Origin of the sequence: Chitinophaga oryzae, from assembly GCF_012516375.2 — a bacterium.
Lineage (GTDB): Bacteria > Bacteroidota > Bacteroidia > Chitinophagales > Chitinophagaceae > Chitinophaga > Chitinophaga oryzae.
This window is the reverse complement of sequence record NZ_CP051204.2, coordinates 5,099,215-5,119,578: the sequence shown is the minus strand read 5'-3', so window position 1 is coordinate 5,119,578 and position 20,364 is coordinate 5,099,215. Positions and strand designations below refer to the sequence as shown.

Sequence of the window (20,364 nt, the reverse complement as noted above, 5' to 3'; positions counted from 1 at the left end):
TGTTTGAATCAGTATGATGAACGTCATCGGATCCGTATCAGAATTTCACCGCTTACTCTCGCTGCCCGAGCCGCGCCATCCATTGGTAAGTGTAATTAACCTTGCCGGGAGTATTTTCCTGGAAGATGACATCTGGAAAGGGTTTGTGAATAAATTTTATTGTGTTGCCCTCAAACGGGAAGTCAGGGGTAAAATACGGTATGGCCAGCAACATTATGATTACGATAAGGGGGTGCTGAGCTTTACTGCACCTGATCAGGTTCAATACCTGGACCTGAACAACGTGGAATGCGGATCAGGTTACCTGCTTGTTTTTCATCGTGACTTTTTACTGGCCCATCCTTTGGCAAGTGCCATCAACGATTATAATTTCTTCTCTTACGCTGTAAACGAGGCGCTGCATCTTTCTGCGGAAGAAGAAGATGATCTTATGGCCATATTGAACAAGATCGACAAGGAATGCCAGCATATTGATAAATATACACAGGAAATCATCCTGTCGCAAATTGAGTTGCTGCTCAAATATTCCAACCGATTTTACGAGCGGCAGTTTATCACCCGGAAAAACCACAATCATCAACTGCTTGCCAAATTTGAACGTCTTGTCGATGAGCATTTTGATGGCGGTACGACCACGCAACAGGAACTGTTAACGGTGCAACGCATAGCCGAACTCATGAACCTGTCTCCAAACTACCTGAGCGATCTGCTGCGTATGCATACAGGGCAAAATACACAGCAGCATATACATCAGAAGTTGATTGAAAAGGCGAAGGAAAAACTCTCGACTACAGATTTATCGGTAAGCGAAATTGCTTATGCACTGGGCTTTGAACACCCGCAATCGTTTAGCACGCTGTTTAAGAAGAAAACGAGCCTGTCACCGCTTCAGTTCCGGCAGGCATTTAACTAATCAGGAAACACCTGTTAAGCATACAGGATAAGCATGGTCCGGCCAGGCAGTCATTGGTAAATTTCCGGTGTTGGTGGCTGGCATGTTTTATTTACCAGGTTTTTGCCCTATCTTAATGGCTTACCTGTAAAAGTGAACATGCACATTGCCCACATGAAAAAAAGACTTTCGTACCTTCTCGTACTGACGCTGCTGTATTGCATGGCTTGCCGGCAAACCGCAAAAGAAAACAGCCCGCAATGGGTAAGCCTGTTTAACGGCAAAGACCTGGATGACTGGATCGTGAAAATTCATCATCACAATGCCGGCGATAATTTTGGTAATACCTTCCGGGTGGAGGATAGCATCATTAAGGTACGTTATGACCAGTACGGCGATTTTAACGATCAGTTTGGGCATCTCTATTATAAACGTCCGTTCTCACATTATCACCTGAAATTTGAGTATCGCTTTGTAGGGAAATGGTATCCTTCTGCGCCGGAATATACACTGCTAAACAGCGGTGTAATGTTTCACTCCCAGGACCCCCGCGCCATGCCAAAGGAACAGGATTGGCCGATTTCCGTGGAAATGCAGCTGCTCGCAGGTCTGGGAGACGGCAATGCCCGTCCTACCGGCAATATGTGCTCTCCCGGGACCAACGTTGTATATAAAGGAAAGCTGGACCCGCAGCATTGTATTGAATCTTCATCCAAAACATATGAAGGCGAACAATGGGTGAGAGGCGAGCTGATTGTACTGGGCGACTCGCTCATCACGCATATCATCAATGGCGATACCGTGCTGCAATATTCAAAGCCCCAAATCGGCGGCGGTGTGGTAAACAACTATGACCCCGCGGTGAAAATAGACGGAAAACTGTTGTCAGAAGGTTATATCGCCTTGCAAAGTGAAGGGCAGCCGGTGGACTTCAGGAATATCCGGATACTGGACCTTCGCCCTGTTAATAAATAGGATGGCAGCATCTTATCTTTAATCACGAAAGGGCGGCCGGAAGGCCGCTTTTTCGTTCAGGCTTTCCTGTGATAGCAGGCGGTGCATAGCGCTACGGTAACGGCAGGCCGCCACTATTTTATTTTCTTTTTCAGCTCCGAAGTCAACTCCTTAATCACCGCCGGCTTATCGCTCTTAATTCGTTTACCCAGCTCTTTCCTCGGACAATTTTTATTGTATTTGGCGCCCCAATCCATTATTTCAATCACAATTGGCAGTAAATCGGCCCCTTTTTGAGTGAGGCTATATACGAATTTCGACTTGTTTAAGGGCGATACTTCTTTTACCAGGATTTTCTCCGATTCTAAAAGGTTCAGCCTGTTGACAAGAATATTGGTGGCTATCTTTTCTTCTGACGCCAAAAATTCGCTGAAGGATACCTTGTCCCGTAACATAATATCGCGAATGATCAACAAAGACCATTTGTCGCCAAATACCTCCAAAGAACAACTGATTGGGCAATCGGACCTTTTGTTTTCCATAAATAAATTAAGTTATTGCATTTTGCAATTTCTTTTTATATTTGTTATTGTATTTTGCAATAACAAATTTATCCATTTAAAGCTAACTTGTCATGGAAAATCCTTTTGATGCAAAAAAACTATTGGAGGCCTATTATGATGGATTCTCAAAGAAGGAAGGTTGGGAGCATACCTTGTCAGACGACTTCCGGTTCATTGGCGGTGATATGACAAACCCGAACCCTGTTGTGGGAAAGCAGGCCTATATTGAAATTATCAGGCGCTTCTCGCAACGTTTTGAAAGTATGCGCGTGCAGCAGGTGATCGTTGAAGGAGACAAGGCTGCTGTAATCGCCAATTATGATTTCGTTTTTCAGAATGGCGCCAGGATAAATGGGAATGTGGCAGAATACTGGACGATTGATCATGGCAAACTCAGTTCTCTGACAATTTTTTTTGATACACAGACTTTTATGAATAATTCGAAGTAGCCGGAGGCTTTGCAGTTGTTCAGCCCCGCTTTATAAACAGAGGAGGTTCTTCGGTTTATGCCCGTTTGTCACCCCATTATCATTTCAAATTTTTGCATAGAAATATTTATATGTTTCTATATTTCCGCTTATCTTTGCTCCGGAATCAATTTATTTTCCGGATGGACAATAAAAAATTTGAGAAAATATCCCGTGCGTTAAGTGACGCCAGCAGGATTACCATCCTGCAGGAAATCAGGAAGAAGCAGGGATGTTTGTACTGTGCAGAGATAACCGATATGCTTGATCTTACGCAACCTTCCGTTTCCCACCACCTGAAACAGCTGGTGGAGGCAGATCTGGTCATACCTGAAAAAGAAGGAAGGAATATCAAATACATTTTAAACCAGGAAGTGCTGGCCGACTATATCGCCAGCCTGAATTCCCTGAGGGGCTGATTTTTTTAAAACGCCGGACCATACTATCTCGTGACCTTTATTATATAGATACATTTAAATGTTTCAAACTGAGAATTTATGAAAAAGTCCATATACGCAATGGCTCTGGGAGCTTTCGGCATTATTACAACAGAATTCGGCGTTATAGGTGTATTGCCTAACCTGGCTCAGGTGTTTCATGTTTCCCTGGAAACAGCGGGTTGGCTGTTAAGTGCGTTTGCGCTGACGGTGGCGGTATCATCTCCGTTTATAACCGCGCTGACTACTAATCTCAACCGCAAGCTGCTGATGTCTATGGTGTTGGCGGTATTTGTAGTGTCCAATATTCTTTCGGCATTTGCTCCCAATTTCACCGTTTTGATGATCGCCCGGGTTTTGCCTGCCTTCCTGCACCCGCTGTTCTGGAATATATCACTGGCTGTAGCTTTCAAAGAGTCGGGCAGCAAAGCCGTCTCCATAGTGATGTCAGGCGTCAGCATCGCCACGGTCATGGGCGTACCGATCACCACTTATGCGGCTGAATTTTTTGGCAATTGGCAGGCATCTTTTTTCCTGGCGAGCTTTGTTAGCCTGATTGCATTCGCCGGACTGGTCCTGTATGTGCCATCCATGCCGGCCACCAGGAAGGTGTCGGGCGATAGCCAGCTGTATGTTTTAAAAAGCCCCCTGCTATGGTTAAATCTTGTTTCCACCATCCTGATGCTGGCGGGAATGTTTTCCAGTTACGGCTACCTGGCTGCCTATATGGAAAAGATCACGCACATGAACGGCACCCAGATCAGCGTTATGCTGCTCCTGTTCGGCGGTATGGGCGTACTGGGTAACTGGCTTACAGGTAAGGCCTTAAGTAAAAACGTGATGCTCACTACCCGCGTATTCTTTACAGCGCTTATAGTCGTGCAGCTCCTGGCTTATGTTTTCGGCGGCCTCTTTGTACCCATGGTGATCCTTCTTTCTTTGTGGGGCGCTATCCACACCGGCGGTTTCCTGATCGGCAATATCCGTACAACCCGCTCCGTTCCTCACAGTGCACTGGAGTTTGTGAATAGTCTGCTGACATCCTGTTATAATATCGGTATCTCCCTGGGCACCATGCTGGGCGGTCTGATCATCGCCAGGTATGGTGTGCATCATGTTATCTGGATGAGCGTGGGATTGCTGGCTGCCAACCTGGGCCTGAGCTTTGTCACATTCGGTAAAAAACATCAGCAACCATTACCCGCTGCGACAACGGAGAACGAACCGATGGTCAGCATGATGCATGCATAAACGCTTTGAGCCGGGATGGTAAATGAGTAACGCAGTAGCCTGCCTGCAGGCCGCTGCGTTACTCATTTGTTTCCGGCCTCCATTCCCACCCACTTCAGATATCCGTAGGCGTTAGCCCGTCAGGGCCCTTTCGGCAGCCGTTCCGGTTTGAATTGTTTAATTTTTCATTTCTCATTTCTTTTTCTTAGCCGAATGGCTTAAATTAAATAAAGTTTTGCCTGGCTGTGGTAATTCAACCTTATACTGCTCTACCTTTAAACAGAACATTATGGCTAAATATTCAATTCAGGTAAATGGCAAAAAGCACGAAGTGGATGTGCCCGAAGATATGCCATTGTTATGGGTGCTTCGGGACATCATCGGCCTGAAAGGCACTAAGTTTGGCTGCGGAAAGGCCCTCTGTGGCGCCTGTACGGTACATCTCAACGATGACGCTGTCCGGTCCTGCAGTTATCCCGTCTCGGGTGTTGGCGATGCCAGAATTACCACCATAGAAGGATTGTCGGAAGATGGGGACCATCCTTTGCAACAAGCCTGGGAAAAATTTGTAGTGCCTCAATGCGGCTATTGCCAGACCGGCCAGATCATGAATGCGGCGGCGTTGCTGAAAAAGAACGCACACCCTTCCGGCCAGGAGATCGAGCAGGCTATGCAGGGCAACCTTTGCAGGTGCGGGACCTATAACAGGATCAAGGCGGCCATTTCAGCAGCAGCGTCCAAATAATTTCTCCATTCTCAATCAGCGAACAAATCATGAAAATATCAGCTCCTTTTCAAAAGAAGAAAAACGGGAATGTCACTTCTGAAGTTTTCAGCGCTTCCAGGAGGGATTTCCTGAAGGTGGGCGGCCTGCTTACCGGCGGACTTGTACTGGGCGTAAGTTTCTTTAGCTGTAATGAAAAAGGTAAGAAGATAGTTACCATCGCCCCCAACGTTTATTTACAGATTGGCTCGGATGGTCAGGTGACGATTGTTGCCCACCGTTCCGAAATGGGGCAGGGGATCCGGACCTCTCTTCCGCTGATTGTGGCGGACGAGCTGGGGGCCGACTGGAATAATGTCCGTATCGTTCAGGCGGAAGGAGATGAGAAAAAATATGGCAATCAGAATACAGATGGCTCATTTTCCATCAGGCAGTTCTACAAACCCATGCGCGAAGCCGGCGCCATTGCCAGGTTGCTGCTGATCAGGGCCGCCGCTCAGCGATGGAAAGTACCTGCCGAAGAATGTGATACCGAAAAAGGACAGGTGGTCCACAAGGGCTCCGGCAAAAAGCTGGATTTCGGGGAACTGGTGGAAGCAGCTAAAGCGTTGCCCGTTCCCACGGTAAGCGAAATAAAATTAAAGGATAATAGCAGGTTCAACTTGATAGGAAAGGAAACTCCTATTGTGGACCTGCACGATATCATAACCGGCAAAGCTGTTTTTGGCATCGATGCCGTGACCGACGGGATGAAAATCGCCGTTATTAAAAGATGTCCCGTTGTGGGAGGCGCCGTGAAGTCGTTCGATGATACCAAAGCCCGCGCCATCCCCGGTGTTATCAAGGTGATCGCCATCAAAGGCCCCGGCTTGCCGGCCACCTTGAGAAAACCCCTGAGCGGCGTGGCCGTTATCGCGGAAAACACCTGGGCGGCTATCAAAGCCCGCGACCTGCTGGAAGTGGAATGGGACCTGGGCCCCAACGCGGGCTACAATTCCGCTGAACAGATAGAAGCGTTAAAACAGGAGGTGACAAAGAAAGGGACGGTGCGCAGAAAACGGGGCAACTTCGAGGCTGCAAAAGCCGCTGCGAAAAAAGTGATTGATCATACTTATGTGGCGCCTTATCTCGCACACGCCACCCTCGAGCCACCTACAGCCCTCGCCGTTGTGAAAAATGATAGCTGTGAAGTCTGGGCCTGTACACAAAATCCGCAGGGAGCACGGGAAGCGGTAGCAGAAGCCCTGGGATTCCAGGTGGACAAGGTAAGGGTAAATGTAACTTTGCTGGGTGGTGCATTCGGCCGGAAGTCCAAGCCGGACTTCATCGTGGAAGCGGCCCTGCTGGCAAAAGAATCCGGGCTCCCCGTTAAGGTACAGTGGACCAGGGAAGACGACATCCATCACGATTATTTCCATGCGTTGAGCGTGCAACGGATCGTTGCCACCATCGACAACCAGAATAAACTGAGCGGCTGGGACCATCACATCGCTTATCCCTCTATTTCTGCTACGGAAGACAGCGCCGTCGTGCAGCCCAGCGATGGAGAACTGGGACTGGGCGCAACTGATTTTCCATACGATGTCCCTGCCATCAACGTGGAAACGCACGACGCCAAAGCACATCTGCGCATAGGCTGGCTGCGGTCCGTACGCAATATCCCACAGGCCTTTGCCGCTGCCACTATGCTGGACGAGGTAGCGGAAGCCAGAGGAGTAGACCCCGTAGCCAATGCGCTGGAACTGCTTGGGGAAGACCGCAATATCACTTTCAGCGGGGAACTGGTGAAAACTACCTACCCTAATTATGGGGAGGACATTGCCAGTTATCCCTGGGAAATTGCCCGCATGAAAGAGGTCATCCGCCGCGTGGCGAAGGAATCCGGCTGGGGGAAAGACATGCCTGAAGGTTCCGGGCTCGGCTTTGCCGCGCACAAAAGCTTCCTGACCTATGTAGCCTGCGTGGTGGAAGTACAGGTGGATGCAAATAACAAAATCACCATTCCCAATGTATATTACGCCGTGGACTGTGGCCTGGCAGTAAATGTGGACCGCATCAGATCGCAGTTTGAAGGAGGCGCCCAGTTCTCTGCGAGTCTCGCCCTCAAAAGCATGATCACCGTGAAAAACGGACAGGTAGAGCAAAACAACTTCGATGGCTACCAGATCATCCGGATGCCGGAATCGCCCGGGCAGATCCATGTGCACATTGTGGAAAGCGCTGCCAAACCAACAGGCATCGGAGAGCCGCCCGTGCCGCCCTTTACGCCGGCGCTGTGCAATGCGGTTTATAAGGCAACAGGAAAACGCATCTACACACTCCCTATAGATATGAATGCCTGAGGCGGCGCCATAAGATTTTTTATACGAGCCTGTTATTCACCGCCTGCGCCAGGGCATCTGCGATATTACTCACCTCCAGCCGTTCGAATATCCGGCGCCGGTAGTATTTAATGGTATCCGGCGCCACGAATATTTTTTCCGCAATCTGGCTGATGGAGAACCCCTGTGCATACATACGCAGCACTTCCAGTTCTCTGTCAGTCAGTACAGGTTTGGCAGATTTGATCCATTTCCTCGTTTCCAGGTTCAGCTTCCAGATGTCGTTGCTCCCTTGTTTGAATATGCGGACATTCCCGGATTTTTGCTGGGAGGAGAGTGACACCATGCACATGGATTTCCAGATTTTCCCTTCAGTAGTAAGAAAGAGCGGTGTCAACCGGTGGTTGACCAGTATTTGCTTGCCTGCCCTGCTGGTCAGGTGAAAGTCGTAAGAGATGCTGTATTGCTTCCTCTCTTTTTCCGGTAGCGCTGCATAGAAATCAAAGCCTGCATCATTCAGGATGGAAAGTAGTTCCAGGTCCGCTGCCGGCACATGACGGAAGTAAAACTCATAACCCAGCTGCAAAACTTCATCTGCTGTATGGCCGCATAAAAACAGCGGGTTATCTGATACATACTCAAATGACATGTTTGAATAGTCTATGATGTAAATGCTTTCGTATGAAAGACGGGAGAATGCCTGCACTACGTCCAGGTAGTGCTGCCTGTGGCGGTCATGTTCGGAAATATTATCTAATCTGTTCTTTGTCAACAGGGTATTACCGGGATTAATTTTCATTCAAAAGCCTTTGGATTGGCTATAAATTTACACTCAAGTGTAGGGTTTTGCAAGGAAAAAGTCATGAATTTTGGTGTAAAATCTACATTATGAACCTGTCTGGTACTGACACCAATGAACTGCTGAGAAGAAAAAGCCGTATACTGGGAATTTTGGTAGCATTCCTGGTCCTATGGGTGATAATGATCGCCTGCGTTATCATGATCAAAGAGAAAAGGATGGTTTATCTCGCGCCGATGTTTCCTTTGTCGTTATTGTTTTTCCCATTATTTCAACAGTTGAAGGCTATTAAAGCAGAACTGAAGTCCCGTACGGCTGCTGAGGCCCAATAATTACTCCTATGAATTGCAAGCATTGTAATACAGCCGTTGCTAATGCATTTTGTGGTTATTGTGGCACCCCTGTAACACTGAAACGTGTGGATAGCCATTATATCATTCATGAAGTCATGCATGTCCTTCATTTTGAGAAGGGGATATTGTACACGATCAGGGAGTTGCTGGTACGTCCCGGAGAAAGTATCAGGAGGTTTCTTACGGAGGACAGGAGCCGGCTGATAAAGCCGGTCATTTTCCTCATCATCAGTTCGTTACTATATACGCTGGTCACCCATTTCTTTCATATTGAAAAGGACCATATCGTAAGTGATGCCACGAAGTATGCCACCTTTGCCGCCATCACTGAATGGATAGAGAATCATTACGGATATGCCAATATCATTATGGGCCTCTTTATAGGAACCTGGCTGAGATTATTTATGCGTAAGAGCGGATATAATTTTTATGAGATACTCATTGCACTATGTTTCGTGATTGGCATTGGGATGTTGATATACACCGTGTTTGCGCTGGTGCAGGGACTCAGCGGGATAAATATGAAGCTGGTGTCAGAGTGTGTTACGCTGATATACTGTATGTGGGCTATCGGTCAGCTACTGGGCGGAAAGAGGGTAAAAGGATATATTTTGTGTTTAGCAGGTTACTTATTGGGGATCGTATCGTTCTGGATGACTGTTGAACTGCTGGCTGCGCTGGTAGATCGTTTCAAACATTGATGGCCTGCGACGGCTGTTTTCAAACCTCGCGTATGACGCGGGGTTTTTGTTTTTTGGGGGTGGGCATTTAAGCCAAATTTTGTAAATTAGGAAACCTCAAAGTAACCATCATGAACATCAGAAAAATTCTCAACGACCGCTTTAACTACCCGTTTCCCAACCTGATCAGCCCGTTTGCGGCGACACTGCAAGAGGTAACGGACACGCAGTGGATTGACGGGGAACTAAAAGATCTGGTCCCGTTTTCAACAAGAGAAAAGTATAAGCAGACCAAAACGGGATTCATGTCCGCCCGTTGGTGGCCTAAAACCCGAAGCTTTGAACGTATGCTGCCTTTGGGACGGTTCATGCTTTGGTCTATGTACAACGACGATATGTATGAGGTCGCTACCGTTGCCGAGGTGAGGAATGCGCAGGAGCGGTCGGTGGCTGTGTTGAAAGGCCAAATCACGCCTGAAGAAGCGCAGATACCGCTTGCATATCAGTTGTACGCCATACGGGAAGGCTTTATGGAGTTTATTCCTGCGGCGTCCGTCAATCGCTTTGCCAATGCGATAAATGATTATTTCGATGGCCTGGAAATGGAGGTGCTTTATAAACAACAAAAAATATTTCCAACGGTGGGCAATCTGCTTAATATAAGGGTAAGAATATTGATGATTTGCGCTTTTATTGATACCATAGAAATCCAGAATGAAGTCACCTTGCCCGATCATATTTACGCGCATCCTGTCATTAAAAGACTGTATGAGCTTACCACCAGGATTATCGGCTATTTCAATGACGTACAATCCTTGCTTAAAGATGAAGAAAGCGGAGAGGTATATTTCAATGTGGTAAAAGTATTGCAGCATCATTATCAAATAACCAGGGATGACGCAGTGGCAGAAACAATACGTCTGCATGACGCCGACCTGGAAGCGTTTCTTGTCTTACGGGCTGCCCTTCCTGACTTCGGAAAATGGAACGATGCTGTGCTTGCATTAATAGAAGACATGGGGGCTTTTATGAAAGGATGGCAATCCGTTTCCTTGCTGGAAACAGCACGTTATGGCATAAATGGTTTTCCGCAGGCAGCGGAACTGCCAAAAGCCTGATGTATTGAACAGACTGGTTGTTTGCAGCCGGTACCGCTAATTGGATAAGCATAATATGACACCCTAAACCAGCATTATCCTGTTTGAAAGGACGTCAAATACCACCTGCTGTAAACATGGCAGGCGGTATTTGACGTGAGCAGGAACCTAGCACCGGGATACTGTATGCCATCTCAGTTGCCGAATAGTTCCGTCAGTTTTTTATTCAGCTCTTCTCCGCGGAGATTTAACGCAATAATGTGTTTGTTTTCGTCCAGCAGGAAGTTTGCAGGAACGGCGCGGATGCCGTATTGCCGCCCCACTTCATTATTCCATCCTTTCAGGTCTGATACATGTATCCATGGAAGTTTGTCTTTTGCTATCGCCTCCAGCCATTTGTCTTTGTGGTCGTCAAGGGATATTGCAATTACCTCAAATCCCTGGCTTTTATATTTTGCATACTGTTGAGTGAGATTGGGGTTCTCTGCGCGGCAAGGCCCGCACCAGCTGGCCCAGAACTCCACTAATACGAATTTGCCTTTGATATCATCCAGCCGCAAGGGTTGACCGTTGACGTCTGTCTGGGTGAACCTGGGAGCCGGCGCGCCGACATGGATAGTTTTAGCTGCGAGAATACGTTGTTTTAACTCTATGCCCATATCGCTTTCACGCAGACTTTTATGCATACTGTTAAAGACGGGCTCTATTCTTTTTACGTCCACAGGTGTACCGGTACCTTCCGATAGGGCCACCATACCGAAGTAGGAGTTGGGGTGTTTTATGGCATATTCAATTTGTGCGTTCGCGCGGTTTGTTATACGCTTGCGGTATTCTGTGTTAATACGGCCAAGGAATGCGGTGTCTTGCCTTTGTTCAGGGGATGCTGCGTTTACCTGCCCGTTTGCCCACTTGTTCAGGTCCATAATGCTGCCGCCAATAGCTTTGTTGTAAGCCATGAATTCATTGTATACCTTAGAACCTGCGATCGTAGCATTCGCCAGGGAATCGGCGGAAGTGATCTTAATTTCCTCTTTCCCAAAATAGAAGTATATCACGTCGCCGGTATAAACAGCCTTCTGTTTCCCGCTGCCATCATGACTCAGCGCCATGCGCGCATAGGAATGACCGGTGCTGAGGCCTTTAAAGGTGAATCTGCCATTGGTGACAACGGCGCTGTCTTCTTTTCCTGCACCATCGCACATATAATCGATATATGCCATAGCGGGGCTATTCAGCCTGCCGATGTTCCCCTCGATGGTGAATGTGCCTTTTTGTGCCTGGCTGGCTAATGGCAAGCTCATGGCTGCCAGTATTAAAATGTTTTTCATTATTTTTTATGTTTAGTTTCTTGAAATAATATCAACCGGGGCGCCGGGGATGCCGTTTACCCGGCCGGCGATATTTCCGTTCTTACCGACGCTTACGTCCAGCCGAACGACGCTGCCCTCAATTCCGGCGGTAAGTACGTTGCCATCAGTGCTCAGCTTCAGCATAGTTACTTTCTTTCCGTTGAAATTGGCGTCCAGCGGGCGCAGGTCTTCATTAACGGGGTTGTATCGGTAGATCCTGTCATTTGAGGTAAAATAAAAGACATCCACGGAAGACCGTTGCCAGCGACTGTCGGGCGTTAGCAATGCCGATCCCTTAAATACACGTTTCCGGGAAGGAATGATCGTGCGCAGGTCATAGTTGCTCATTTGTACTGTAAACGTATACTCGTATACGTTGCCGTCCGCAGATTTATAGTAGGCGTAGGAAACGCTGGGGATGACCTGCATGTAAAGCAGCTCACCGGGCCCCAGGTTGGCGGGGTTGAAGGCGCTTCCGGCTACCTGATAATCACTTCCCATAAAGTTGCCGCCACCATCGAAGGTGACGAAGCCATGGCGTATAGTGTCAAATCCAAAAAAGAAATTATACCGGCTGTAGTATGGGGCCAGATAATAGTTGCCTGTTTGCATGCTGGAGAATTTCCCGAAATCCGGCGCATAGGGCGCGGTGGAGGTGATGCTGAGATACAGTTTACCGTTGATGATACCGGTCGGGATCCCCTGGGCACCGTTGAATGCCTGCGTTTCCATCGGAACAGGTGGCTTGAAAAATTGTTCTCCGAAGTAACGTTTACGTAACATGGTACTGCCGTCAATGATGACGCTTTGTTTGGCAGGGTCTTTACAGATGACCCAATAGTCTTCCACACTATTCTCCTGGTAAACCAATGGTTTTGCAAACAGCTGAACAGGATTGGCCGGCAGGTCCTCATTGTGTAAGGTGTGATACAGGTCCGGGTTCACTGTACTATCCGGGCGTATAAATGACAGGCGGGTAATTCCCTTATCTGTACTGAGTACCGCTGTGCCCTTAGAGAACCGGGTGCCGCCGTTGATCTTGAATTTATAGAAATATTTAATTCCGTTACGTTGATCCGTTACGGTGATCTTCGCGTTACGCACCATTGGTTTCAGGTTATATACGATCCTCAAAGGGTAGCCTGTATAGTGGTCCGATCTGGCTTCTTCGGCAACACTGATATCCCAGTCGAATACCAGGTCTTTTGCGGGGTTGCCGTCTTCGAGGGTCACTGCCGGACTGATAACAAGGGAGTCCCCGACGATCGCATTTACCGTGCTGTCTGTAATACCGGCAAGTTGCGGCGCTGCCGGTACGTGATATTTATAGTTACCCAGGTCTTTTTTGCAGGAAGCAATGACGCCGGCTAATAGACAAAAAACAATTAATCCTTTGCGCATAGTTATATTTTTAAAAGAGGATCTGGTCCCCGTTTTCGTCAATAAACACATACTTGTTGACCGATGCGTAGTACTTCAGCAGAAAGCGCCTGGTGGGAGCGCTGGGACTGAAGAAGTCGTAGTCTCCGGTATTGTCATTTCTTTTCTCCAGTATATACCCTGCCTCAGGATGCTCGCTTACCCACTGGAATGGGTATTTCAGGAGATAGCTGGTATTGGCGATATAATATAGCGTTCTCGGGATTTCCAGGTACCATTCGGGATAGGAGTTGGCAATCACGAGATCGGTGGTGCCGCTGCTGATCAGGAACAGCTGATGTTTTACCCGGGAGTACTTCCCGAGGTTCCCCGCCCAGGATGACCACCATGCCGGTTCTTCCAGCCTGTTGGAATACAGTATGCGTTTGGTGCGTATTTTCTCAGGCAGGCCGGAGGCAAAATCCTCGCCACCGGAAACCCGGATAGTCAGGTTTACGGACTTGTTTGCCAGTGCGGTATCTGTGTTCAGCAACACTACCGGTATTTTAACGGTGCCCGAGCCCGCGGGCATCTTATAAAAAGGCTTTAACTGCTCATAATGCCTGCCGGATACAGCGGTAGTTGCGCTATCTACGACGGTCAGTTCGAAACGCCTGTCCTGATGGGTTATTTTGCCAGATATGATAACGGGTACCCAAATGGTATCTTTTGCCAGTTCAGGATGATATGCAAATGAGTAGACAAGGCTGTCCGTATTGGCATAATTCAGGTAGATGTTATCTTTTGTCAGGCTATACGGTTCAATATCATCCTTTTTACAACTGAATAGCAGGCTGACGAGCATTGTAATGATCAAATATCTTTTCATGGTACGCTTGTTAGTTATTCCTGTAAGCATTCTCATCATCCGGTAACGGAAGTACGAAAATGCTGTTTGATGGTTGTTTGGAGCTGGTAGCATTAATGTATACTGCGTGATGGAGACGCTTGTACATAAAGAATATCTGGCTTTCGCCGTAAAATTCTTTACGCGCGTCTTTTATCAGCAGGTCTGTGAATGCTGACTTATTGGGAACAATGTCAACCTGCTGTCCAATTCCACGCGCCGCCCGTATGTTATTGTAGTAATTGAGCGCCAGTTGCGGATTCTGGTCAAAGGCTGATTCGGCTGCGATATAATACAGCTCAGACAGGCGGATGGCCGGGGCCACCAGTGGATGTATGTTGGTAAGGGGAGCGGCGTTTCGATAGTACTTCTGCAATATTGCGCGGTCGGGACCGCCGGTCGCTGATGCCGTATTCAGAAACCATTGCTTTAATCGCCAGTCGTCTGCGCCGGAGGTGCCAATTTCATAGATATCGTTTATTTGGTCGGTGGTTGCGCTATAGGCCGGATTTTGTTTGGTGAACCTGGCCTGCAGGGCTTCGATAATGTTTGTTGTCTCGGTATACCAGCAGCCAATAATCTCCTTGTAGAAAATGCGGTCCCGTTTCTGAATGTCTGTCTGAAAGAAATCTTCCTGCCTGGTGAAAGGAAATTTCTGTGTTTGTATAACTTCCTGGGCGTTTGAGAGGGCGTTGCTGTAGTCCTTCCGGTAGAGGTAAACACGCGCCAGCTCCCCGCAAACAGCGTAGTAGTTTAGTCTGTGACGCCTGTTCTGCATGAACAAATCCGGATTGCCCAGTTCCGTGCCTGCCTTATCTCCCGGGTAAGATACGGTATAGGCGGCGTCTTTAATTGGGTCGTTTTGCAGCAGTGTTTTGGCAGCCAGCAGGTCTTTCAGTACACTGTCTGTTACGGCTGTTACGGATGAGAACGGGGTGGAGCTGGTCCCTGTCCTGGTAACATAAGGGATGCCTTTCTGTGTTGCCCCGTTTACAAAAGAAGGTGCGAACATGCGCAGCATATCAAAGTGTATATAGGCGCGCAACGCGAGTGCTTCTCCCTTAACCAGATGGTGATTGCCTTTGCTGAAGATGGTAGTGTCCCTGTCAATGGCCTGCAATAGGTAGTTGCAGTTGGCGATGGCTTTGTAGGCATTGCTCCATACATCGTTTACCATGTCTTTAATATTGCTGCCGGTATATACGAAGTTGGCTGCTTCCTGGTTAGGGACATCACTGAAGGTGTAGTTTTGTCCCAGTACATCCAGCATATTGTAGGTGAGCTGCCCGCCATAAAGCGATCCGCCGGCACAAAGTGTATAAATTCCATTCAGTGCTTCCTTAAAGCCCTGTTCTGAATTGAAAAGTTCGTCTTTGTCTACCTGTGTTTCAGGTTTTATATCGAGGAACTTTTTACAGGAAATCATCGATACTCCAAGGCTCAGTATTACAATTAATTTCTTCATAATGCTTTCATTTTAGAAGGTAGCGAGGATAGAGCAGGTAAGGCTTCTGGCAAAAGGATATTCTATGCCGCGTTCCTGCCGGATGCTGGATATATGGAGCAGATCGTTCATGGTGACAGCCCCGCGCAGGGACTGCAAACCTATGCTCCTGGCAAGTTCCTGCGCCAGATCATAAGAGAGGTATAACGACTGCAGTTCCAGCAGGTTTTCTTTTTGTACAAATCTGCTGGAGGCATAAGTCCGGCTGAAGTCGGTGATGTTCTTGTACAAAGCCGGATCACCGGGGCGCTGCCAGCGCATGGCCAGTGCCCTGCTGTCAACATTGGAGCGCGGGTCTGCATTCTCGATCCTGTCTACCAGTGTTTGATTGTACATGTCGCCGCCAAATTTGTAGTGGAAACTGAAGCTTAACATCCAGTGCTTCCAGGTGATGTTGCTGCCAAAGAAACCTTCTGCCTTTGGCGTGTAGTCGCCAATGGGCCGCGTATAGGCGACATCGTAGTCATAGGTGAGACTGCCATCTGGTTTTTCGTATAGCTCCCGCCCGTTCTGGGGGTCAATGCCGTGTGATTTTACCCCGTAGATGGTATTGTAGGATTGCCCTTCAGCAAAGCGTAACAGCGGCTTGCCCTGGGCGCCCTTGGTAGGGTCCAGCTGATAATTGTTTACGCTTTCGTTGTAGGCTTTCAGGGCGTTTGAAATTTTGACAATCGTATTGGTATTATGGGCGAGATTGCCGGTAAGGTTGATGTTCAGGTCCTTTTTCCGCAGCGCATTAACGGTTAGATAAAGTTCGTACCCTTTGTTGGCCATGTCTCCCAGGTTTTCTTTATAGGTAGAGAAGCCGGTGGAAGGGGCGATGTTGATGTCTGTCAGTAAGCCTTTGGTGAGTTTATAGTAATACACCGGTGTGATGATTATCCTGTCCTGCAGAAAGCCGATTTCCGCGCGCGCTTCATAGTTGGTGGTTTTCTGCCACTGCAGGTTATCATTGCCATAGCTGTTTACTATAGCGCCAATACCGGTGGAGTACCAGTTGGACGTCTGATAGTTGTACGTTGTTCTCGCGAGGAAGGGCGGGAAGTCTACGGAGCCGGTCACACCCGATGTACCGGTGAGTTTAAGTTTGGAGAGCATAGAGGCGCTGCGTTTGAACCAGTCTTCGTTGTGGACATTCCAGCCAATGCCTGCCGACCAGAAGGGCGCAACCCTTTTGTTGGCGCCAAACGCGGATGACCCGTCCAGGCGGACGGCCGCGTCCAGCAGGAACCTGTTTTGATAAGCGTAGCTGCCACTGAAGAAAGAGCCGATCAGGCGTCTTTCATCCACATTGCCTTTAGGTGCTTCATTGGGCGTATAGGTCCGTGCAAAGGCGATGCTGCTGAATTTGTCATTTGAAAACCCGCGCGCCTGAAAGCCCTTGAAATCCGAAGTGGAAGAAGTAACGTTGGCGCCCAGTACTGCGTTCACAGAGTGATCGCCGATCAGTTTGTTGTAAACCAATCGGATATTGCCGTCCAGGTTGAGGGTGCGTTGGGTGGTGTAGTCATAGGACCCCTTATTCATAGCTGCTTCGGGAGGATCGAGATAGAAGGCGTTACTAAATGGAGAAACGAATTTGTCGGCGGTGGATTTGGTGCTGTTCAAACTCACCAGGCCTATCAGCCTTAGTGCCGGCGTGATGCGCCAGTCGGCGGAAAAGGCATCTACAAGCTCCAGGTAATCGGACTTGTCGAAATTACCGAGGCTGGCTTCATACAGCGGGTTCAATACAGGAACGTTCTTGTATTGGTCCTGCCCCGGCTGATGGGTGTCTACGCGCCAGTTGGCAATTTCACGGATCAGCTTTCCATCCTCGCCATAAACGGGATAATACGGGTTCATGGCAACATAGGTTGCGAAGCTGCCATAGTTGGAATTGCGGGCGTTTACCTGTGTAACGGTAAGGTCATTTTTAAGTATTAGCTTACGGCTAGGGTTATAGGTAAAGCTCATGCCGCCACTGTAGCGGTTACGGCCCGAATTTTTCATGACACCGGGGTCTGTTTGGTAACGGAGGTCTACCCCGTAACGGAAGCTGGAGTCGCCGCCTTCGATATATACGGTATGCTTCTGGGAGTAAGCGTTTCGCAGTGGTTGAGAGAGCCAGTAGGTATTGACGCCGCTCACTACATTTTTCAGTTTGGAATAGTATTGCTGATCAAGTTCGTCTTGTGTGGCTGCGGTATTGTTTTGGGAAGAATAGAGGCCGGCACGTCTTTCATATTCCAGTTTATCCGCCGCATTGAGTACGCTGTAATCACTCAGGTCCGGCGCAGTGACTTTCATTTCTGCATTGTAGGAAAGGCGAAGGCGACCTGGCTGCGGTGCTTTAGTAGTGATAACGATCACGCCGTTGGCCGCCCTGGAGCCGTATACCGCTGTGGCGGCGGCATCTTTGAGGATGGTCACGCTGGCAATGCGGTTAATGTCCATGTCTACCACTTTCTGCAGGGGCACCTCAAACCCGTCCATGATGAACACCGGCAGATTGTATGAGCTGGAGAGGTTGTTGCGGTCCAGTATTTCGCCGTTGGGCATCGCTGTAGTACCCCTGATATTGATTTTAGGCATGGCGTTAGGGTCAGAACCAAAGAGGTTGTTGTCGGCTATTCTGAAAGAAGGGTCGAAGGAGGCAAGCCCCTTCAGCATATTCTGCGGGTTCAGCCGTTTTAAATCTTCCCCCTTTACTACAATGGCATTTCCGGTGTAGTTGTCTTTTTTAATCACCTGGTAGCCGGTTACAACAACATCATTGAGTGAACTGGACTTTGGTGACATCAGGATCAGCTGATGGCGAATGGCATTCACCGGTATTTCCATCGTTCGGTAGCCGACACTGGTTAATACTAGTATGTCTCCGGGATTGGCTTTGATGCTGAATTGTCCTTTGTCGTTTGTCAGTGTTCTTTCGGGCGTGTTTTTGACGTACACGGAGACCGCGATCATTACATCCCTGGTTAGACTGTCCACAATCTTTCCGTTGATCAGGCTGTCTTTTATGGCTGTTGCTGCGGCAGCGGGACCAGCACCGGCAGCGTTGCCGGCGGTTATTACGATGGTTTTGCTAACGATGGTAAAGTTGAGATTGAATTTTTTGAGGCAAAATCTCAACGCCTCTTCGAGACTTACATTTTTTAGCTCAACATCCATTTTCATGGAGGCGGGATTAATATTCCCCTTGTAGAAGAATGTAAAGTTGGTTTGTTTTTTAATGTCATTGAAAATACTTTCAAGGGACGCATCCTGTCGGCTGATGGTTACATATTGGCTGGCTGCGCGCGCCGGCAGGCATAATAGAACGATCAGGGAGAGCATCATCCATATTCCGAAATGTGGACGCAAACGCTTCCCTGCCCTTGCCGGCAGGGGCAAGGGAGGACAATGAAACTTAAATTTCATGTTGGTTGGATTTAGTCGATAAAATGAACAGATGAGCGCGGGCCGGTAATTTGCATTAGTAACGGAACAGCGCGCTATCGCAAGTTTTAGTTAATGTTGACTGCTGATTTTAGCAGATTTTAATTTCATTCATACAATCTTTGATATTTTAGTTGACAGATGGTTACTGATTAATGGCGTTAGTTTTTATTGACGACGGTAATAACGTTTTCCTTTATCTCAAAGGAAATACCGTTGATCTCAAGTATTTTTAAAACATCTTTTAACTGGCTGCTCCGGGAGATTTCCCCGGAAAATCTTTCATCGGGGATGCGACCGCTATATTTGATCGTTACGTGGTACCAGCGGGCCACATCCCGCAATACGGCTTGCAGACTATCATTTTTAAAAGAAAACATATTATTGGTCCAGGCTGTTTCCTTTTCAGTATCGGCATTGATGACGCTAAGGCGGTTGTTGTTGTCCGGGTCATTGACAGCTTGCTGGCCTGGCTGGATCACGATGGATCCGCGATGATTCATCACCCTGACTGATCCCCTGATAAGGGTTGTTTTTGAGAGTCCGTCTTCAGGATACGCGTCTATGTTAAATTCGGTGCCCAGCACCTCTACGGACAGAGACCCTGACTGAACGATAAACGGGCGGTTAGCCGCTGTGGCGATGTCAAAGTAGGCCTCGCCATTCAGCGTTACCACTCTGTTGGTGTTGCCGAAGGAAGCCGGGTATTTCAAGGTGCTGGCAGCGTTGAGCCATACGGTAGATCCGTCGGGCAATATTATTTTGAATTTCACGCCCGCCGGCGTAGTTAGTATATTTTGCTGGTTGGCATTGCTTGTTCCCGTTGGTACGGCGGTATAAGATAATGTACCGTCTTTTTCTTTTGAGATGATCACGCCGTTTTGGTGAGCGATCTTGCCGGTGGTGGTGCTATCCAATGCTATGATGGTACCATCGGCAAGACGAAGGGTGGGGACGCCGGTAGCGTGTGCCGTCTGGCGTGCCCGGGCTGACTGATGAGCGTTCTGTCTGACAAGGAACAGGGCGGTGGCGCCGATAATGGCCGCAACTGCAGCGGCGGCGGCCCAACGGCGTACAGGCATACGGTGCGGCGCTTGCCGGGGAGCCGCTGCATGCCTGATTTGCACATCGATTTTGTCTTTCAGTGTTATCTTCAGGTGTTCAAACGATGCCTCGTTTTCTGTAGTGATGAAATCGTCTGCGTTGTCGGCTAAATCGAACCAGGACTCCAGGAAAACAATTTCTTCCCTGGTGGCAGTTCCGTTTCTATATCGATTTAGCATTATTTTGAAAAGCTCAATCCCGCTG

At 48.3% G+C, this 20,364-nt stretch carries 18 protein-coding genes; 10 read left to right on the top strand and 8 right to left on the bottom strand.

Going from position 1 to position 20,364, the window contains the following annotated elements; translation table 11 throughout:
• Positions 1-13: 13 nt before the first annotated feature.
• Positions 14-913, top strand: coding sequence for a helix-turn-helix domain-containing protein (locus HF324_RS20390; protein ID WP_309475627.1), 900 nt, complete (start codon positions 14-16; stop codon positions 911-913).
• Positions 914-1,066: 153 nt separating this feature from the next.
• Complete coding sequence (locus HF324_RS20385; RefSeq protein ID WP_168860683.1) at positions 1,067-1,867, top strand: 3-keto-disaccharide hydrolase; 801 nt, start codon at positions 1,067-1,069, stop codon at positions 1,865-1,867.
• Positions 1,868-1,980: 113 nt separating this feature from the next.
• Here HF324_RS20385 and HF324_RS20380 read toward each other — a convergent pair whose 3' ends face one another.
• Positions 1,981-2,388, bottom strand: a complete 408-nt coding sequence (locus tag HF324_RS20380) for a winged helix-turn-helix transcriptional regulator (protein ID WP_168804253.1) — start codon at positions 2,386-2,388, stop codon at positions 1,981-1,983.
• A gap of 92 nt (positions 2,389-2,480) precedes the next feature.
• Between HF324_RS20380 and HF324_RS20375 the strand changes: the two genes are divergently transcribed.
• The 5 genes from HF324_RS20375 (at position 2,481) to HF324_RS20355 (ending at position 7,609) form a co-directional block, all read left to right on the top strand.
• Complete coding sequence (locus tag HF324_RS20375; RefSeq protein ID WP_168804252.1) at positions 2,481-2,858, top strand: nuclear transport factor 2 family protein; 378 nt, start codon at positions 2,481-2,483, stop codon at positions 2,856-2,858.
• Positions 2,859-3,019: 161 nt separating this feature from the next.
• Entirely contained in the window at positions 3,020-3,295 is a 276-nt protein-coding gene (locus HF324_RS20370) for an ArsR/SmtB family transcription factor (RefSeq protein WP_168804251.1), read from the top strand.
• A gap of 78 nt (positions 3,296-3,373) precedes the next feature.
• Entirely contained in the window at positions 3,374-4,564 is a 1,191-nt protein-coding gene (locus HF324_RS20365; protein WP_168860682.1) for an MFS transporter, read from the top strand.
• Positions 4,565-4,832: 268 nt separating this feature from the next.
• Complete coding sequence (locus HF324_RS20360; RefSeq protein ID WP_168804249.1) at positions 4,833-5,288, top strand: (2Fe-2S)-binding protein; 456 nt, start codon at positions 4,833-4,835, stop codon at positions 5,286-5,288.
• Positions 5,289-5,317: 29 nt separating this feature from the next.
• Positions 5,318-7,609 (top strand): xanthine dehydrogenase family protein molybdopterin-binding subunit, encoded by a 2,292-nt coding sequence (locus HF324_RS20355; protein ID WP_168804248.1) that lies wholly within the window; start codon positions 5,318-5,320, stop codon positions 7,607-7,609.
• Positions 7,610-7,628: 19 nt separating this feature from the next.
• On the opposite strand, the gene HF324_RS20350 is transcribed toward HF324_RS20355, so the two are convergent.
• Positions 7,629-8,387 (bottom strand): response regulator transcription factor, encoded by a 759-nt coding sequence (locus HF324_RS20350; protein ID WP_168860681.1) that lies wholly within the window; start codon positions 8,385-8,387, stop codon positions 7,629-7,631.
• Between the two features lie 89 nt (positions 8,388-8,476).
• Here HF324_RS20350 and HF324_RS20345 point away from each other — a divergent pair, with 89 nt between their 5' ends.
• From HF324_RS20345 to HF324_RS20335, 3 genes are all read left to right on the top strand, one after another.
• Complete coding sequence (locus HF324_RS20345) at positions 8,477-8,719, top strand: hypothetical protein (protein WP_168804246.1); 243 nt, start codon at positions 8,477-8,479, stop codon at positions 8,717-8,719.
• An 86-nt stretch (positions 8,720-8,805) separates the two neighbouring features.
• Positions 8,806-9,441, top strand: a complete 636-nt coding sequence (locus tag HF324_RS20340) for a DUF3667 domain-containing protein (protein ID WP_246269598.1) — start codon at positions 8,806-8,808, stop codon at positions 9,439-9,441.
• A gap of 110 nt (positions 9,442-9,551) precedes the next feature.
• Positions 9,552-10,538: a terpene synthase family protein gene (locus HF324_RS20335; protein WP_168860680.1), complete on the top strand. Its 987-nt coding sequence runs from the start codon at positions 9,552-9,554 to the stop codon at positions 10,536-10,538.
• Positions 10,539-10,711: 173 nt separating this feature from the next.
• Here HF324_RS20335 and HF324_RS20330 read toward each other — a convergent pair whose 3' ends face one another.
• From HF324_RS20330 to HF324_RS20305, 6 genes are all read right to left on the bottom strand, one after another.
• Complete coding sequence (locus tag HF324_RS20330; protein ID WP_168804243.1) at positions 10,712-11,845, bottom strand: TlpA disulfide reductase family protein; 1,134 nt, start codon at positions 11,843-11,845, stop codon at positions 10,712-10,714.
• Positions 11,846-11,857: 12 nt separating this feature from the next.
• Positions 11,858-13,267: a PKD-like family lipoprotein gene (locus HF324_RS20325; RefSeq protein WP_168804242.1), complete on the bottom strand. Its 1,410-nt coding sequence runs from the start codon at positions 13,265-13,267 to the stop codon at positions 11,858-11,860.
• Between the two features lie 10 nt (positions 13,268-13,277).
• Positions 13,278-14,114, bottom strand: coding sequence for a DUF4843 domain-containing protein (locus HF324_RS20320; protein WP_168860679.1), 837 nt, complete (start codon positions 14,112-14,114; stop codon positions 13,278-13,280).
• 10 nt (positions 14,115-14,124) lie between these two features.
• Positions 14,125-15,597, bottom strand: a complete 1,473-nt coding sequence (locus HF324_RS20315) for a RagB/SusD family nutrient uptake outer membrane protein (protein ID WP_168860678.1) — start codon at positions 15,595-15,597, stop codon at positions 14,125-14,127.
• 12 nt (positions 15,598-15,609) lie between these two features.
• Positions 15,610-19,038, bottom strand: coding sequence for a SusC/RagA family TonB-linked outer membrane protein (locus HF324_RS20310; RefSeq protein ID WP_220101207.1), 3,429 nt, complete (start codon positions 19,036-19,038; stop codon positions 15,610-15,612).
• Positions 19,039-19,217: 179 nt separating this feature from the next.
• Complete coding sequence (locus tag HF324_RS20305) at positions 19,218-20,339, bottom strand: FecR family protein (RefSeq protein WP_168860677.1); 1,122 nt, start codon at positions 20,337-20,339, stop codon at positions 19,218-19,220.
• Positions 20,340-20,364: the final 25 nt, after the last annotated feature.